Source organism: Saccharicrinis fermentans DSM 9555 = JCM 21142, from assembly GCF_000517085.1.
Lineage (GTDB): Bacteria > Bacteroidota > Bacteroidia > Bacteroidales > Marinilabiliaceae > Saccharicrinis > Saccharicrinis fermentans.
This window is the reverse complement of record NZ_KI912107.1, coordinates 2006488-2023321: the sequence shown is the minus strand read 5'-3', so window position 1 is coordinate 2023321 and position 16834 is coordinate 2006488. Positions and strand designations below refer to the sequence as shown.

16 protein-coding genes, 1 tRNA gene and 3 pseudogenes are annotated in these 16834 nt (G+C 36.4%); 7 read left to right on the top strand and 13 right to left on the bottom strand.

Annotated features, from left to right (window positions below):
* Positions 1 to 628 precede the first annotated feature (628 nt).
* The 7 genes from CYTFE_RS29895 to CYTFE_RS0107945 form a co-directional block, all read right to left on the bottom strand.
* Entirely contained in the window at positions 629 to 799 is a 171-nt protein-coding gene (locus CYTFE_RS29895) for a hypothetical protein (RefSeq protein ID WP_154665633.1), read from the bottom strand.
* 84 nt (positions 800 to 883) lie between these two features.
* A complete protein-coding gene (trxB, locus tag CYTFE_RS0107970) occupies positions 884 to 1879 on the bottom strand; it encodes a thioredoxin-disulfide reductase (RefSeq protein WP_081735945.1) in 996 nt (331 codons plus the stop codon).
* A 133-nt stretch (positions 1880 to 2012) separates the two neighbouring features.
* Complete coding sequence (locus tag CYTFE_RS0107965; RefSeq protein WP_027471375.1) at positions 2013 to 2924, bottom strand: DUF4249 domain-containing protein; 912 nt, start codon at positions 2922 to 2924, stop codon at positions 2013 to 2015.
* A 10-nt stretch (positions 2925 to 2934) separates the two neighbouring features.
* Positions 2935 to 5598 (bottom strand): TonB-dependent receptor, encoded by a 2664-nt coding sequence (locus tag CYTFE_RS0107960; RefSeq protein ID WP_027471374.1) that lies wholly within the window; start codon positions 5596 to 5598, stop codon positions 2935 to 2937.
* A gap of 36 nt (positions 5599 to 5634) precedes the next feature.
* Positions 5635 to 6612, bottom strand: a complete 978-nt coding sequence (locus CYTFE_RS0107955) for a FecR family protein (protein ID WP_027471373.1) — start codon at positions 6610 to 6612, stop codon at positions 5635 to 5637.
* Between the two features lie 46 nt (positions 6613 to 6658).
* Positions 6659 to 6805, bottom strand: a complete 147-nt coding sequence (locus CYTFE_RS29890; protein WP_154665632.1) for a hypothetical protein — start codon at positions 6803 to 6805, stop codon at positions 6659 to 6661.
* A gap of 97 nt (positions 6806 to 6902) precedes the next feature.
* The gene (locus CYTFE_RS0107945; protein ID WP_235208365.1) at positions 6903 to 7493 is read right to left on the bottom strand and encodes an RNA polymerase sigma-70 factor; all 591 of its coding nucleotides are present in this window, start codon (positions 7491 to 7493) and stop codon (positions 6903 to 6905) included.
* Between the two features lie 299 nt (positions 7494 to 7792).
* Between CYTFE_RS0107945 and CYTFE_RS0107940 the strand changes: the two genes are divergently transcribed.
* Positions 7793 to 7867 (top strand) — tRNA-Pro (locus CYTFE_RS0107940).
* Between the two features lie 527 nt (positions 7868 to 8394).
* Positions 8395 to 8592, top strand: a complete 198-nt coding sequence (locus tag CYTFE_RS31855; RefSeq protein WP_081735943.1) for a tyrosine-type recombinase/integrase — start codon at positions 8395 to 8397, stop codon at positions 8590 to 8592.
* Between the two features lie 170 nt (positions 8593 to 8762).
* Here the strand turns inward: CYTFE_RS31855 and CYTFE_RS0107930 are convergent, their stop codons facing one another.
* From CYTFE_RS0107930 to CYTFE_RS31850, 6 genes and pseudogenes are all read right to left on the bottom strand, one after another.
* Complete coding sequence (locus CYTFE_RS0107930) at positions 8763 to 9305, bottom strand: cysteine hydrolase family protein (protein ID WP_027471370.1); 543 nt, start codon at positions 9303 to 9305, stop codon at positions 8763 to 8765.
* A gap of 218 nt (positions 9306 to 9523) precedes the next feature.
* Entirely contained in the window at positions 9524 to 10150 is a 627-nt protein-coding gene (locus CYTFE_RS0107925) for a class I SAM-dependent methyltransferase (protein ID WP_027471369.1), read from the bottom strand.
* A 701-nt stretch (positions 10151 to 10851) separates the two neighbouring features.
* Positions 10852 to 10995 (bottom strand): hypothetical protein, encoded by a 144-nt coding sequence (locus tag CYTFE_RS29885; RefSeq protein ID WP_154665631.1) that lies wholly within the window; start codon positions 10993 to 10995, stop codon positions 10852 to 10854.
* Positions 10996 to 11302: 307 nt separating this feature from the next.
* Positions 11303 to 11656 carry a HipA domain-containing protein gene (locus CYTFE_RS0107920; protein WP_027471368.1) on the bottom strand — a complete coding sequence of 118 codons (354 nt, stop codon included), beginning with the start codon at positions 11654 to 11656 and terminating at the stop codon, positions 11303 to 11305.
* Between the two features lie 124 nt (positions 11657 to 11780).
* Positions 11781 to 12062 (bottom strand): helix-turn-helix domain-containing protein, encoded by a 282-nt coding sequence (locus CYTFE_RS0107915; RefSeq protein ID WP_152541905.1) that lies wholly within the window; start codon positions 12060 to 12062, stop codon positions 11781 to 11783.
* A 229-nt stretch (positions 12063 to 12291) separates the two neighbouring features.
* A pseudogene (locus tag CYTFE_RS31850) lies at positions 12292 to 12408 on the bottom strand (IS4 family transposase); the annotation flags it as partial.
* 738 nt (positions 12409 to 13146) lie between these two features.
* On the opposite strand from CYTFE_RS31850, the pseudogene CYTFE_RS31445 reads away from it, so the two are divergent.
* The 5 genes and pseudogenes from CYTFE_RS31445 to CYTFE_RS0107890 all read left to right on the top strand — a co-directional run.
* A pseudogene (locus CYTFE_RS31445) lies at positions 13147 to 13371 on the top strand (phage integrase N-terminal SAM-like domain-containing protein); the annotation flags it as partial.
* Positions 13357 to 13650, top strand: a complete 294-nt coding sequence (locus CYTFE_RS31440; protein ID WP_027472186.1) for a tyrosine-type recombinase/integrase — start codon at positions 13357 to 13359, stop codon at positions 13648 to 13650. The pseudogene CYTFE_RS31445 and the gene CYTFE_RS31440, both read left to right, overlap by 15 nt.
* A 105-nt stretch (positions 13651 to 13755) precedes the next feature.
* Positions 13756 to 15144, top strand: a pseudogene (locus CYTFE_RS28570) (IS701 family transposase).
* Complete coding sequence (locus CYTFE_RS31845; protein ID WP_081735942.1) at positions 15131 to 15493, top strand: tyrosine-type recombinase/integrase; 363 nt, start codon at positions 15131 to 15133, stop codon at positions 15491 to 15493. Before CYTFE_RS28570 ends, CYTFE_RS31845 begins: the two are co-directional and overlap by 14 nt.
* On the top strand, positions 15490 to 16653 hold the full coding sequence (locus CYTFE_RS0107890; RefSeq protein ID WP_027471365.1) for an IS91 family transposase: 1164 nt from the start codon (positions 15490 to 15492) through the stop codon (positions 16651 to 16653). Before CYTFE_RS31845 ends, CYTFE_RS0107890 begins: the two co-directional genes overlap by 4 nt.
* The last annotated feature ends 181 nt before the right edge of the window (positions 16654 to 16834 follow it).

Below are 16834 nucleotides of genomic sequence, written 5' to 3'. Positions count from 1 at the left end.
AATTGGAGCTTGATGTAGGGGAGGTAGTGATCTATTGTTCTAGACTTCTTTGGTCCTTTTTGTGGCAATGACAAAAAGGACATATGTGTTCTTGCATAAGCAACAAAAATATCACAAGAAGAAAGTTATCCTCTCCATATAGATATAAGGTTTTCAATTTTAAATATGCATTCAAGTGAAGCCTGGAAATTTACAATTTATCCATAATCATAATACGTAATTCTCAGACAATGAGTAATTCCCATTAAAAAACATCTATCAGGGTAAAGACCGTAGGGTAGGCCAGAACAATAGCCGTGGCCAGTGCTGGCGAGAAAGCTTCAAGGGCGCACTTGAGGTGATAGTGCGGTTGGCCTTATGGGTATGGTTTTGTGTGCCGGAAGGAATTGGAGCTTGATGTAGGGGAGGTAGTGATCTATTGTTCTAGACTTTTTTGGTCCTTTTTGTGGCAATGACAAAAAGGACATATGTGTTCTTGCATAAGCAACAAAAATATCACAAGAAGAAAGTTACCCTCTCCATATAGATATAAGGTTTTCAATTTTAAATATGCATTCAAGTAAAGCCTGGAAATTTACAATTTATCCATAATCATAATACGAAATTCTCAGACAATGAGTAATTCCCATTAAAAAACATCTATCAGGGTAAAGACCGTAGGGCAGGCCAGAACAATAGCCGTGGCCAGTGCTGGCGAGAAAGCTTCAAGGGCGCACTTGAGGTGATAGTGCGTGGTTTGGAATGGGAAATTTTTCTTTGCAGATTGATAAATTTTTTGCTTGCTAAGCGAGTTATTCATGTAGATTCTATAATTATACCAGAATCAAATAAACACGGCACCTCCCCAAAGGAGATCCGTGTTTGATATATTGTATAATGAAAATTAATTTTCACCCAGGAATCTTTCAGCATCGATGGCAGCCTTACACCCAGAGCCAGCAGCAGTAACTGCTTGTCGGTACTGGTTATCCATTACATCACCGCAGGCAAATACACCATCAACGTTGGTTTTTGCGGTGTTTCCAATGGTTTGAATATACCCCACTTCGTCGGTCTCTAAATAATCTTTAAAAATGTCGGAATTAGGAGTGTGACCAATGGCCAGAAAGAATCCATCGATGGCAATATGAACTTCTTCTTGGTTTGCTTCGCCTTTGTTCACGTACAGATCTACACCTTCCACAACACCATCACCTGTTAATCCTTTTGTTTGATGCTTCCACAATACTTCAATGTTAGGTGCATCAAATACTCTTTGTTGCATTACTTTCGACGCTCTAAGTTCATCTCTTCGTACAATCATATATACCTTTTCAGCTAGCCCGGCAAGGTATAAGGCTTCTTCACAGGCAGTATCGCCACCGCCTACTACAGCTACTTTTTTGCCTCTGTAGAAAAAACCATCACAGGTTGCACACGCAGAAACCCCTGAGCCAGCATATTTCTGTTCATCTTCGATACCTAAATATTTAGCTGTTGCACCTGTGGCAATAATGACAGACTCTGCTTCAACTATTTTATTTCCATCAATCGTAATTTTAAAAGGTCGCTCAGATAAGTCGGCGGCAGTGGCATATCCGAAACGAATGTCAGCACCGAAACGAGCAGCTTGCTTTTTGAGATCTTCCATCATTGCTGTTCCCGTAGTTCCATCGGGATATCCAGGGTAATTTTCTACCTCAGTAGTGGTGGTTAATTGTCCGCCAGGCTGCATGCCTTCGTATAGAACAGGACTTAAGTTAGCTCTTGAAGCATAAATGGCTGCGGTATACCCGGCTGGTCCTGAACCTATAATCAATACTTTTACTTTTTCTGTTGCTGTTACTTCTTTTGAAGCTTTATTGTCAGATTCTAAATCCATTTTTTCAAACAATGCCATAACTATATATTAAATTTATTATTTGTACTCATTTATATATTTACATTTCTGTATCTCAAAATTAGTGCCTTTTTAGAATATAGCAAATTAATAAAAAAATGTCATTAAAATACTGACAAAAAAACAGGAGGTGTTAATTTATCACTATTGTACAGGTATCAACTGCCAATCCTGCAACGACACCAATTCCATTTTCAATATTGGTATATATATTAACGGGTTCAAAAATAGGATAATCTCTAAAGGCTTCTTCCTCTAATGATGTTCGTAAAAATTGATAATATTCGGGAGTTAAAGTGTATAAATAAATTATAAATTGGGTGTTTTGTTTTAAATATTCTTCTGGAATCAAGAAGTTAATTTTATTATTATTTCCGTTAAATAAATGGTCGGTGAAGGTGCCCAAAAAGTCAACATCGGTTAAAAGAACAGATTCGTCATCACGGATTAAAAATACCTTGTCTTCTTTTATGTAATCAATGGTATTGCTTACTTGTGGCGTAGAAGTAATATCTTCGATATGGTCTACCCGTATTTGATAGTAGTTATCTTCTGTATTAGGATCGTTAAGTTCTAGTGTACACCTTAACATATTCTCGTTGTCTCCTTCATCGTTTACATATGAGGTTTGGGCGGTATCCAGACTTAAAATGGAGACTGGTAAAGGAATGGTGGTGCTTCCTGAAATACTGGTGCCATCTTTTAACAGGTAAGTGATTTGGATAGTATCATTGGTCTTACTTCGGATTTCAGGGATATTTACCCATTCTGCTCCTTCGGGATATTGATCATTGATTTGTTCAATTCCATTTACAGAAACTGTATATTCAAGATCCTGGATTTCATCGTAATCGTTGGTGGATAATATTTGCGTAGAATAGCTGGCATGCAACTGTAGGATGCTGTCGGGCATGGGGAAAGCATACATTACAATTTGTGGTTCTTGATTGGTTATTTGGTATTCTAATTCTTTTTCACAACCCGTTAGTAGGAGTATGTGAAAGAATAGTGTTAGATGAATTGCTATGTGGTTATACTTTTTCATTCAAATTGGATTAAAATTTTAATGTATAACGAATATATGGAAGAGGAACAGGGAATATACTGAGTTGTTTCAGGTGTCGGGTTACTTCACCGGTATTTTCATCAATGTCGGTTGAGAAATAGATTGAAAATGCGTTTTGTTGACCATATGCGTTGTACAAGCCAAAACTCCATGTCCGGTGTCCTAATCTGTTTTCTTTTTTAAAATTGACACCAACATCTAAGCGATGAAATTTTGGCATTCTGTAGTTATTGATATTGTCAATATATTCAGAATAGGACGTGGTGGATTCGTCTAATGTACCCTGTGTGGGAAGGGTAGGGGTGTAGAATTTTTGTGATGGTAAGGTAACTGCATTGCCTGTGCCGAAAGACCAGGTGAGGGCAAGGTCAACCTGATCGTGAATCTTATAATTACTGAAAAGCCCGATACTATTGCCGCGGTCGTTGGCCGAAGGAAATTCTTTGCCGTTATTTATCTGCTGAAACTTTTGCCTTGATTTGGATAAGGAATAACCAATCCATCCGGTGAGTTTGCCTGTTTTTTTGTGTATAAGTAGTTCTATTCCTTTTGAATACCCATTGCCATATGTTAAATTGTTTAGTGCACTGGGGTTATTGTTTAGTATGGATCGGTTGTAAGTCGAAATTAACAGGTTTTTATAGTCTTTTGTATATCCTTCAACGGTTAAATCGAAGCCTTGTTGCCACTGCCATTTGATTCCAAGGGCTATTTGATTGGCGTGTTGGGGAGCAATATTGCTGGTAACTGGAATCCATAAATCGGTAGGTAGTGAAACGGATGAAGATCCTAATAAATGCATATATTGTGTCATCTTAGAATAGGCTGCTTTAATAGCAAACTTAGGGTCTAATAATAAGCGTGCGGATATCCTGGGTTGAACCGAGTAGTAGGTTTTGTTTTGAGTGTTGTATGTGGAGGTATGTATGCCTAGGTTCATTTTCAGACTTTGGCTTATGGCAAAGTCATCTTCTATATATAAAAACATTTCTTGTCCGAAGACCTTGTTGCCACCAATGGTTGAATCTAATACAGTAGTTGTATTTTGAGTTCGCCTTAGTACATCTGCTCCAGGATTAAAGCTGTGATTTGTATAAGAAGTGCCAAAGCGGATGTGATGTTTGGGGTTCATAAAATAATCGAAATTGGTTTTGAGCATCACATCCGAGATTCCGCTGTGGTATCTTTGTTCAAAATAATTCCATATGCCGGGTGAGATAGAGTGTTCTTCGTAGCCCACAAAATAGGAGTAGTTGCTAAATGATAATGATATATTGGAGAATAACTTTTCATTATATATTTGGTTCCAGCGTAGCGATCCTACTGCATTACCCCATCCGGAGTATCCCTGGTCGTTAATGTCCAGGGTGTGGTTTTCGTCGGCGGGTTGGTTGGGGTCGCGTACCTTGTTGTAGTTATATTTGGTGAAAAAGCGATCGCGTCCACCATAAAAACTTAGGTATAGTTTGCTCTTATTAGAAAGTTTATGTGTTATCTTACCATTGGTGTCGTAAAAGTAAAAGGCCGTACGGGTATTGCTTTGCGACTGGATGGGCATCGCGAATAAATCAAAATAGGATCTTCGAACGGATAAACTAAAGGTGGTCTTGTCCTTGTATAAAGGACCATCCAAAGCAAATTTGGAGGACATCATACCAATGCTTACGGTACCACCAATCTTTTCTTGGTTACCATCTTTCATTCGTATATCTATCACTGACGATAGTCTTCCTCCATAACGAGCCGGAAAACCTCCTTTGGTTACTGATATGTTATTCAATGCATCGGCATTAAATACCGAGAAAAAGCCGAATAGATGAGATATGTTGTAGACTGGAACATCATCGAGTAGGTATAGGTTTTGGTCTACGCCTCCGCCTCTGACAAAGAGTCCGCTGACACCTTCGCTACCACTATTTATACCTGGTAACAGTTGTAGGGTTTTGATGACATCTACCTCTCCCAAAAATGCTGGAAACTTTTGAATTTGCTCTATGGGTACGTTTATGGTACTGGTACGGGTGGTGTTGATGCCTTCTTTGACAATGAAACTGACGACGGGAATCTCTTCCAATTTGGTGTTATACAGTAGGTCAAAGTTTATAATGGTATCTTTGTCTAAGAAAAAAGAATGCTGTACAGAGTGATATCCAACAAATGAACAGTTAAGAATAATGTTACCTTTGGGTAAGGTTAAACTGTAAAAACCAAAATTATTGGATGTGGTTCCCTCCCATAATACTGCATCGTAAATAGACGATCCGATGAGTATTTCATCATTTTCAACATTTTTTACAAAGCCGCTTATGGTAAATTTTTCCGCTTGCTGAATTTCTTCGGGAAGAATCAAAATCTTTCTCTTCTTCTCTGTTACATCAATGGCACATGACGCAAAAACTTCATCAAGAAAGCCTTTGATGGTGTTTCTGTTGCTTGAAAGCTCTATGTAGTCACTGATACATACCTTATTGCTATAACTGAACGTTATGCTTGTTTCTATCTCTATGGCATTTAAAATTTCGGCGGTGGAACCTGATTTTATTTGGATAGTAACAAATTTATCGAGTATGGATTGTGCAAAAGAATTGACAATGCAACTAAGGCTTAGAAGCATGGTCAGAAGAATTAATTTTATTTTACGGGATTTGACCATTCAAATATGATTGAAATCCCGTAAAAATATGGATTTTTAATCAGAGACAGTTAAGGTTTTGCCGTCAAATATTAGTTTTTTATTGAAATGAATTTGTAACTCCTCTAAAATGTCTTTTAAGTTTTGGTTGTCAAAGGATGTAGTGACCCTGGTGCTTAGATCGTTGGTGTTAATTTTAACGGTTTTTATTTCTTCAAAGTTTTTTTGCAATTCTTTACAGATATCTATCAGGTTGGCTTGCTTGAATCGTAATTGATGCGAATACCAAAAAATATCATTTTCTGTTTCTCCATACTCTTCAATTAAAAGCCCATTGCTGCAAATAGCTCTTTTGCCTTTGGTTAATTTTAATTGTTTGTGTGGTGTGGAAACGTTTACCTTACCAGAGATAACTGAAACCGCAATATCTGAATTAATTTCTTGTATATTGAACTTTGTTCCTAATACCTGTACCATGACATCTCCGGTTTCTACCTTAAAAGGTGTTTTGTTATGGAAGACTTCAAAAAAGGCTTCTCCACTTAATGTTATATCACGGGATGCAGCGGTTGCTATGTTGTTAGGGTAGATGATTTTACTGTATTTGTTGAGCGTTACCTTGGAACCATCGGGTAAGGTAACTGATTGAATGACTGTGCTGCTTTTAAAAGCACTTAGTCTACCAAAACCGGGAACATTCCAATATAATAGACCCGATAATGCTATAAAAAGAATGGGAATAAAGACAGCGGCTATTTTTCTGACAGAGATACTAAATCTCTTGAGGGAATTATTAGGGTGCTTATTTTTGTTAATCTGTTTGTGAACGCATTTCCAGTCTTTTTCAATATCAATTTGTTGGAATACTTTAAGATTCTTACTTTTTAACCAAGCGGATTCATACTGCTCAAATTTCGCTTGGTTCTCAGGTGTAGATTTTTTCCAAACGTCCAGTTGTTTTAACTCATCGTCTGTTATATCATGGGTTAAAAAACCAATGATAAGCTGAATTATATTTTTGTTATCGTCTTTCACTCTCCCTGTAATTATAAAATATATACGGACAATAAATGATATTGGTTTAATGAAAATGCATCATTCCAAATATATTTTGTGTTTCAGTGTTTTCTTCTACTTCAACTATTTCACGGTCTTCAATAGTGTTAACTGTATTTTCAATTTCGTTTCCTTTAATTAGTTCTGCCAATAATTGAAGTAAAAATTCCATATTAATAGTGTTAAAGATGAATTTGTTTTAGTAAGACAATTGTTTGTTTGATTACACGTATGAAAATAATTGAATAGGGAGTTATTTAGAATAAATCTTAACCATAAGCAAAATTGCTCAGGAAGATACAGGAAAGAGAAATGATGGTTAAAGCCATGTGACTAAATAGTTTTGCTCTTATTTTTTTAAGCGCATTGCTGATTTGTGTTTCAACAGTTCTTTTTGATATTGATAATTCTTCTGCGATATCTGCATTTGATTTGCCGTCGAAACGACTCATTTCGAATATTTTTTGACACTGTTTAGGTAATGCGTGAATAATGTTGAAAATTTTGTTTTCTAATTCGGCTTCTTCCATTAAATCTAAAAATTCTTGATGACTTTCTTTTCTTTCCTCAAAAATTCTTGAATGGTGATTACGTATGGTTTGTTCTCTTTTTAAATAATTAAGACAACGGTTTCGAACTGATTGGTATAAATGAGCTTTTAGGGAAGTGTGAATTTCGATGTGATCTCGTTTTTCGTAAAAATGAACAATAACTTCTTGGACTAAATCTCTGGATTGATCAAGATCATATACCATCTTGTTGGCAAATACAACCAATTGTTGGTAATAGCGCATGAAAATCTCTTGAAAGGCACTTTCATCACCTAACGATAATCTTTGTAGTAATTCTTTTTCTTCCATGCTTTGCATTAAATCCGGTGCAAAATTATTAAAAAATGGCTTGCCTTGCGCAAAAAAAATATCAATAGTAAATTATTGGGGTTGAACATGGTTATTTTTATTATAAGACAGCAAAGTTTGTGAAAGGTTGCATGTTGGCTTAGTATCTTCGTTAAAATGAAAAACTGTATGTGTTTGATATGTAAGTGAATTGAATATTTATATGATAAAAAGTTTATTTTTTACCTTATAAGCTTTATTAAAAGCTGAAGATTTTTATATATTTGCACTCCCAATGCAAAAAATAGTGTTGGTTGTTTCGGGATGTGGCGCAGCCCGGTTAGCGCACTGGTCTGGGGGACCAGGGGTCGCAGGTTCAAATCCTGTCATCCCGACGAAGCAAATATTAGTTTGTATCAAAAGCTTGTAAATCTCACGAATTACAGGCTTTTTTGTTTTTAAGTAAATCAGTTTAAACGAATGTAAACCATATTTGAGGTGTGACTTGAGTGTGACCTCATTTTTATTTAGCTGTTAAATAGTCTTTGCAAAAAAACTCCAAATATTGCGTTATTCTCATTTTTGAAACAGTCATTTACCATCAGTAAACTCCTTGGTTTCAAAAATATAGAAAGCCTTGTCTTTGAAGCTTTCTTATCAAAGACAGAAAAAACAGAAGTTTCTACAATTATTTTGTTTGCTGATTTAGCTTTTTTAATGTTTATGAACATTATTTCTGTAAAGTTAAATGGGCACACAAATAAAACAAGAAACCAAATAAACTTACCCAAAGGATATTGGGAGAAATTAGAAAGACTTAGATATAGCGAGAGTACCATAAGAATTTATTCGAAATACATGAGAGATTTTTGTACTGCATTTAAGAATGATGATCTTTTAGAAATTGGTATTAACGAAATTAATGAATACTTACATCATCAAGCACAGATGTATTTTATCATTCATTTATTCTGCAGGTCTCAGACGTAGTGAACTTATTAATATGAAGGTGACTGATATAATTTCTGAACGCAATCAAATAAGAATATGCCAAGCTAAAGGCAACAAAGATCGTTACTCTATTTTGTCTCCACATTTACTTATTGAACTTCGCGAATAGTAAATCCTCTTGATGACTTATGGTATGGACGTAAAATAAAAAAGTGCACAATACTACCTTATAAAGTGCTATTTTTAAGTATATTGCATTCATGAACTATTTGATTCTTCGTCAATCCTTTCAAGTGATACTCTATAAGTCAACGATATAATAAATGTAGTCAACTAATTTTAATTCAAATATTGTTTTGTAGTTTTTACTGTCGAATAAAAATAATTCAATGCAGCTAAAAAGCTATTCTGAACCTCGCTTGCAATTACAAGCTGTCCATTAATTTCTAAATCCTTTGTTGCACAAGCATCACCAATAACTGTAATATTAAATCCAAAATCTTTAGCAGCCCTTGTAGTTGCATCAACACACATATGAGTCATCATTCCACAAATTACTAAATCTGTAATTTGTTTTTCTTTAAGGAAATCAAGCAAGTTTGTTTCTTTAAAACTATTAGGCAAATGTTTAATAATTACCCTTTCATTCTCCATCGGACGCACAGTTTCATGTATTTTGGCTCCTTTCGTATTCGGCAAAAAGAATGTCGCCAAAGGTCTTGTTGCAATATGCTGAATAAAAATCACAGGTAAATTTTTAGACCTAAATCTTTCCAAGAGAAGTTTTGCATTTTTACATGCATTGTCTGAATTTACAAGTGGCATTGTTCCCTTGTCAAAATAGTCATTCTGAATATCAATTATTATCAATCCTTCTTTCATACTTTCAAATTTAAATTAATGTTTCAATGTGGTTTCTCGGCATGACACAGTAGAGTAGAGCCTGATAGCTTACTTTTATCATTAGTTCCAAAGGTAACAAGCAAAACACGCTTAAAATACTGAGCAGGTATCAAATCAGGTGTAGTACAACGTGAACTCAACGCTGAGTCTTGCAGACCGCCTCATATTCCTATTTATTAGCCACTGGAGTTTATAATTTATTTTCTGCATATTATCTGAATAAATCTTTGCGAAGGTTTATTGTCAACATTCATTAATGGTTCCCTAATCTCTTCTGCTTTAATCAATCCATAATCCCCAAATTCATTTTTTACTGAATCCAAATCATAGAAAAACAAGTTAACCCCATATCCTGTCTTAAAAGTATCTTTACTAATTTCATCTCCACTTCCATAGCGAGCATCCAATTTTGAAATCGCTATAAAGACCATATATCCATTTGAATTAAGTTGATTATAACAATTATTAATCAGTTTTTCTCTTTCTGACTCATTTAGTAAATGAATCAAAGCGTAACAATAAATCCCGTCATATAAATATTGATCAAACGGCATTTCTGAAACAGAACCATGATGAATTTTCAAATTATCCCCGTAACGTTTTTGGGCCAAATTAATTGCAGTTTCTGAAATCTCAATACCAGTTACATCAAATCCTTGGTCAATGAATATTTTTGCATTTCTCCCATATCCAAATCCAGGTATTAATATTTTTTTTAATCCGATATTTTTAAACAGCTCTAAGGTTGCAATGGCAGAATCTGCAGGTTTAAAACCCCACATTTCTTTCTTATCCTTAAAACTTTCTTCCCAAAATTCTGTCATTAGTTTTTCGTTATCTGTTTGTTAGCTGAGCCCTGCTTGTGGCCTAGAGTAGAGCCTGATAGTCTACTCCTATCATTGGTTTCAAATGTAACAATAATAAGTAAACTATCAGCGCCTCCCGCTACCGCACGGTAAATGTCGTTAAGTTAAGGTCATATCCCTTTAGATGTTAAGTCTTTATGTCTTCGCCTGATTGATGTATCAGGTCTTTTAAATGATCTTCCGGGTCTTATTATTTCTAATCTTTTTGAGAGTATCTCAATTAATTTAGTTATAAAAACCTTTTCATTAAAATCCTATTTTATTGCAATAGTTGTTTTTCCAGTAAAGTGCTCTAAATGAAGTGATTTTTTGAAAGAGCTTTAAAAAACCGATCTAATTCTGTTTGAATACTTGGACGGGTAAAACACATGAGGGATATAAATAAATCTTTAAAAGACAACTTTCGATTACGAGTAAAGTCTTCTTCTGAACATTTACTTCTATTGGTAAAATATTCATTATCAATAGTTTTTAGAGAGTGAGAAAAAGCCCTTCTACAAAAATAGTTTCTCTGCGTTTCTTTTACTTATTACACTGCCAATATACTTAAAAATATCAAGAAATCCTTAACTTAACGACATTGTACGTACGGGAGCGGGGCACTTGAGGTGGTAGTGCGGTTAGCCTAGCGCGAAAGAAGTGTGTGCGGGACAGAATTATTACCCAAAAGCTGCATTAGAAAATCTATTACACCTTAAAATAGCTTCAAAAGAAGTCACTTCGTTACTTTTATTCAACTCACCATAGCTGGTGCTATGCTTCGTCTCAACAAGTTCTTGATTGATTGCACTTTTAATTCTCATGACGAAGTTCTAATATAACATTTAGGTTGGTCGCTGTAGGGCAGGTAGTGATCTATTGTTCTAGACCTTTTTGGTTCTTTTTGTGGCAATGACAATAACGAAGTTATCATGAGGACCTTTGAAAACAAGCCTTCCCGAGTAAATTTGCGAAGCTTATTCCTAACCAGATTCAAAATTTCTCAATGATAACAGAAGTATCAATGCTGCAGCAGAATCTTTCAATGCAAAAGTAAAGGATTTCAGAAGACAATTCAGAGGTGTTGTTGATGTAAAGGCCTTTTTTAATGGTTTTCAAAAGCCAATGCCATCAGTTCTTGTTCGTTCCTGGAAAGATTATGGAGCGTTGATAGTTGTCACCATCTTGCATACCAAGTAATGTCATAACAGATGCAAAATGGATACGTTTATCTTGTCCTACCCTGTCAAAACGTTTGGTTAAAAAGGTATGATTTTTACTTGAGAACTTTTTAATCATGGAAGGTGCCATTTGAATACCACACTGCAATGCTAAAACATGAGCCACCATTTCCCATCCTCCCATATCTATATCGTCATTTAAGCTTAGGAATTTAGTGATCCAAAGGTCTCCCTTTTTATCAAGGACACTGGCTTTTGGTCTTGCACCTCCTAACGAAGAACCCGATTGGATGAGTTTAACCAATCTTTATCATACTCGAAGGAAAAAACTTCGTGACCTCTGGTTTGTTCAATATTTAATGTTCCGAGGAAAGCAGACTTTTCTAACTTGTACCAATCTGCGAATACGTATATTTTTTTTGCTGCCATCACGAATTACGTTTAGGGTTCATTAATTTGGCCTCTTGAAGCTTACGTCCTAAGGTATCATCCTTTCCGACCTCCAAAAAATCATCTGCAAGTCCTAATACAACCAATACCTGTACATAACTACCAATAGCAACACTTTCCATACCTTGTTCTATAGACACTAAGGTTCGACGACTAATTCCTGCTCTGTCTGCGACTTGTTCTGCCGTGAGTTTCCGTCTTAAGCGTGCTAACTTGATATTTTCATCAAGGCTTAATAAGTCTTTTTTATGTTTTTTCAATAGTAAGCCCCCTAAATATAGGGGAATAGCGAGTTAAGGTATTTGTGTTTGTCTTTATCTTCTTTTATTACTAGGAGCCAACTCTTCTCTGGATTTTCAAGAAGTGAATATATATTAATATAATTCATTAGTTGCTTCCTCACTATGGACACCAAATTTGAAAATGCCAGCTGCGTTTAGCCTTACTTTTTACTAGAGTAATTAAGAGCTTGGCAAGCATCGCTGCCTATATTTGTATTTCGATTGCATTTTCATTGTCCCCTAAAAAATACTTTAAGGGGAAATTCTGTTTTAGCTGTTTAGATAACAGTTCTATTTGCCAACGCTTTTTATTAATAAGTGCAATCTATTCTGCAGTTAAATCGAAAGTGGCTGCTCTTTATCGGCCATCGTTTGGACGGTCTCTAGATGAAAGGCTGTATGGTTGTCAATGTCAATTGCAGTCAAACCTTTAATTTTAAGCCCCTATTTGGCACGATTGGGGCATTCAGACCAAAAATAACCAGCATCAGGTGTGTGCCTGATTTGCTGATGTACGAAGGATCAAATGCAATGACATATCGGCCACTTCCTTGGGAAAAGATTAATATAAGAATGGATTAATTCTTTGTTGAAAGTTAAAAACGCAAAAGGTTATTAAAATTGTTGTTTGTACCTTTGTCGCTTATGCTTACCAAAGCCCCCCAACTGTAGAAAGTTAATGTGCCTTTTTTTTATAAAAATAGGATAAGAGTCTCTGTCACAAACTCTTTTGTCCAATTGTTGATATTTGACATCTTTGATAATGTGCTCTATATGTGTGTCTTAAGGATATTGTTTCCCTTGATAGTCATTCTTAATGAAGTTGTTGAGCTTCTTTGTTAATGCGCTGATTGTAATGTGTTTGTGGTGAATGAACCATCTGTTTGTTTTGTTGATAATCAGTATTTCATATCATGCTTTAACTGACTGTTGATAGAAATAAAGACAATAACTAAGTATATACGTTGAACGAAAGCTCCTTCGTCGCTAATTAGAAAAGTGGTAACTTAAAGTATTATTCATTAATACTTTATAAGATGAAAAAAAAACATTACGCGCGCAGGTCATTCAAGAAATGCGCTTACGCGGTTACAGTGAGAGAACTGTAGATACTTATGTATCTATGCTCTCGATTTTGGCAAAGTATTACAGGAGGTCTCCGTCAACACTTAGTCATCAGGAAGTAAAAGATTTCTGCTATTATCTTCTTCAAGAAAAAAAGCTTTCGAACAGTACCATCAACCAAATGATTAGTGCCTGGAAAATATTTTGGGTGGATATACTTGGGAACAAGTGGGATGGCATTAAGATAAAGCGTCCAAGAGTAGCGAAGAAACTACCCACGGTTTTGTCTCAGTCAGATGCCTATCGTTTGGTGACAAGTTCATATAATGTCAAACATCGTACATTAATGATGTTGACTTATGCAACGGGCATGCGGTGCGAAGAAGCTCTAAGTTTGTTGCCTGAGCAAATAGATTCGGCACGTTTGGTTGTACGCATAAAGGGCAAGGGTAATAAAAGCCGAGAAGTACCACTTCCAGAGGATATATTAGTTCTACTTTAACAGATTAAAATGATCACTGAAAAAACGATAATTTAGTATTGTTTTTCTTTCGTAATAAACAGTAAATTAGTATATTGCAATTGAAACAAAGAACAAAACTCAAGTTTGCAATGGGTAACGGGCGAAAAACTTAAAAAATATACGAATAATGGTAAAACACTGCTAGCGGTCAACAACCGACTTGAAGTGTATTTATCTGAATTTCAGCACCATTTTAAAAATAGAACAAAATCCAACTTCGACAAAGCTACTCAATACGTCGAAGGTCTAGCTTTAAGCGATTTGAAAAACATCGAACGCATCACTGAGACATTAAACGCAGACTACCATAAGATGCAGCATTTTATCACCGAATCCAATTGGGATGCAAGAGCTGTCATCGACCAAATAGCAAATCAGGTAGACCAATCACTCCCAAACCAAAAATTAAAAGGATTACTCATAGACGAAAGCGGATGGGTGAAAAAAGGTGACAAAAGCATTGGTGTTGATCACCAGTATTGCGGGAACGTTGGGAAGACTGCAAACTCGCAGGTTGCAGTTTTTGGTTGCTTGTGCACGGACAAATATGCAGCGTTGGTCGACACGAGACTGTACCTTCCAAGGTCATGGTGTACTAACAACGCCAGGTGTGAAACTGCTGGCATCCCCAAAGAGGACAGGGTTTTCAAGACAAAACCGGAGCTGGCTACAGATATTGTGAAGCACCAACTGGAAATGGGTATCGAGTTCGATTACGTTGGGGGGGATGGACTTTATGGCAATGACCTTGCGTTTACCCGTTCGGTTGAGGATATGGGTTTGGTGTACATGCTTGACATTCATAGCGATCAAAAAATCCACCTTGAAAAACCAGAACTACATATTCCAGAGCGAAAGAGCAATCGTGGGCGCCCACCCAAAAGGCCGAAGGCAAGCACCCCATCGGTAAACGCTAACGAATATATAGAAACGCTTACAAACAAGGACTGGAAAAAGCTTGACATTCGTGGATTCTGCCAAGGGAAAGCTGAAGGGATTGTTCCATTTTAAGACAGTTTACATTTGGGATAAGGTTCAGAACATTGTTGAGAAACGGTTGCTGGTCATTTCGAAAAGAAAGACAAAGCAGGGAGTAGAAATAAAATATTCGTTCACTAACGCAGAACTTGCTCAATACACGCATCAGGCGCTGGCATACATGCAGGCACAACGCTTTTCATTGAGCATAGCTTCAAAGAGCAAAAACAGATAGTAGGCTTGGATCAGTTCCAAACCCGCAAATGGCTGTCATGGCATCACCAAGTAGCCCTCAACTTAATGGTGGGCAGCTTTATGCTGAAAGAAAAACTATTGAATCAAGACGAAGTCCCATTGTTGTCGGCAAGAGACATTATGGATTTTATGGTATACAAATTTTATCGTGAAATGACCGATGAACGGATGCTGGAAAAACTGCAGCAGCGACATGAAAAGCGACAGCGTGACATAGACCTCTGTTATTCAAAGCAATAAATCTGTTAAAGTAGAATTAGAACAACTCAGAATTTATTTTAAACAGTATCGTCCTTCGAAGTATCTTTTTGAGGGCTTTAAAAAAGGGAAGAAATATTCCGCAACAAGTTTTCGTAAGATAGTATCACGTGCTGCCTTATCAGTAGGTATAAATAAAGGCGTATCGCCTCATGTGTTACGACATTGTTTTGCTACTCATATGCTTGAAAGAGGTATCAATTTGAAACGGTTGCAGTTACTGATGGGACACAGTTCACTAAAAACAACCTCAGGTTATCTTCATTTGGCTCACCCTTACCTTGGCGAAGTTCCCAATTTGTTAATTCCAATAAAACAGGCACAGCCATGAGACACACCGAAAATAGTAAACAGAAAATAGAAGTGGCCGATGTTGTGAGGAGCTGTCAAGATGATATTGCTACCAAGTTAAGGTTGAACAAAGAACAACAAAAAGCTATTGAAGCTATAACAAGGTGCCGTACATCAGAAGCAGGCGGTCATATTGCGTATTGTAATAACAGCAGCTGTAGTTACAGTCAACTGTCCTATAACTCTTGTCGCAATAGACATTGCCCCAAGTGTCAGTATTTAAAGCAGCAGCAATGGGTCAATAAGCTCACTAGTCGATTAATGCCCGGACGCTACTTTCATATTGTATTTACCATACCAAGGGAGCTACATCCATTGTTTTACATCAACCAACAAGCATGTTATGACTTACTGTTTCGTTCTGCCTCCCAAGCTTTACAAAATGCAGGACGCAATCCTTCATTTTTAGGTGCTGATGTTGGAGCACTATGTGTACTGCATACCTGGGGGCAAACATTAATGTATCATCCCCATATTCATATGCTGGTTCCCGCTGGCGGCCTGTCTACGGATGGAATGGAATGGGTTGCTTCGCCCAAGAAGTTCTTTGTGCCCGTAAAGGCATTGTCTGGCATGTTTAGAGGTATACTAGTTAAGCAACTCGAAAAACTACTGATCAAGGAAAAACTGAGGTTACCTAAGGAGTTTGAAGGAGCTCAAATGTTGAAATCAGAACTGTACAGTAAACGATGGAATGTATACTGTAAAAAGGCGTTTGGGGGTATCAACAGTGTATTACAATACTTGGGCAGATACACCCATCGGGTAGCTATATCTAATAATAGGCTAACATCTTTATCGGACAAGCAAGTGAGCTTTACCTATAAAGATTACAGACAAAATAGCAAGCAAAAACAAATGACCTTAAATCAACTTGAATTTGTGAGGCGTTTTATACATCACGTCTTACCTAGCGGATTCTTTAAAATCAGATATGTTGGCATACTTGCAACGGTACATATACATGGTAAACGAGAACAGGTAATTGCACTAGTGGGTGAAAATATGTGGTTGTCAAACCTCGAAGGCCTTACCTCATATGAAGTGTTAAGAGCATTAATAGGAAAGGATCCTTGCATATGCCCCAAATGCAATAAAGGCATAATGGTTCGCACAAGGATATTGCACCAACTAGAATGACATTAAGCAGATAAAACGTTCTTTGTTTCATGGATGCAAATAAAACAACCGTTCATGTGGGTGTAACGGGATTGTTATGCCTTAAACCAAACGAAATTAACATGCTGATGAAAGAATGTTGTATAAATAACAGAGAAATATTAGGATCAGAGCGTTTACAAAGAAAAAGAACTAGATGAAA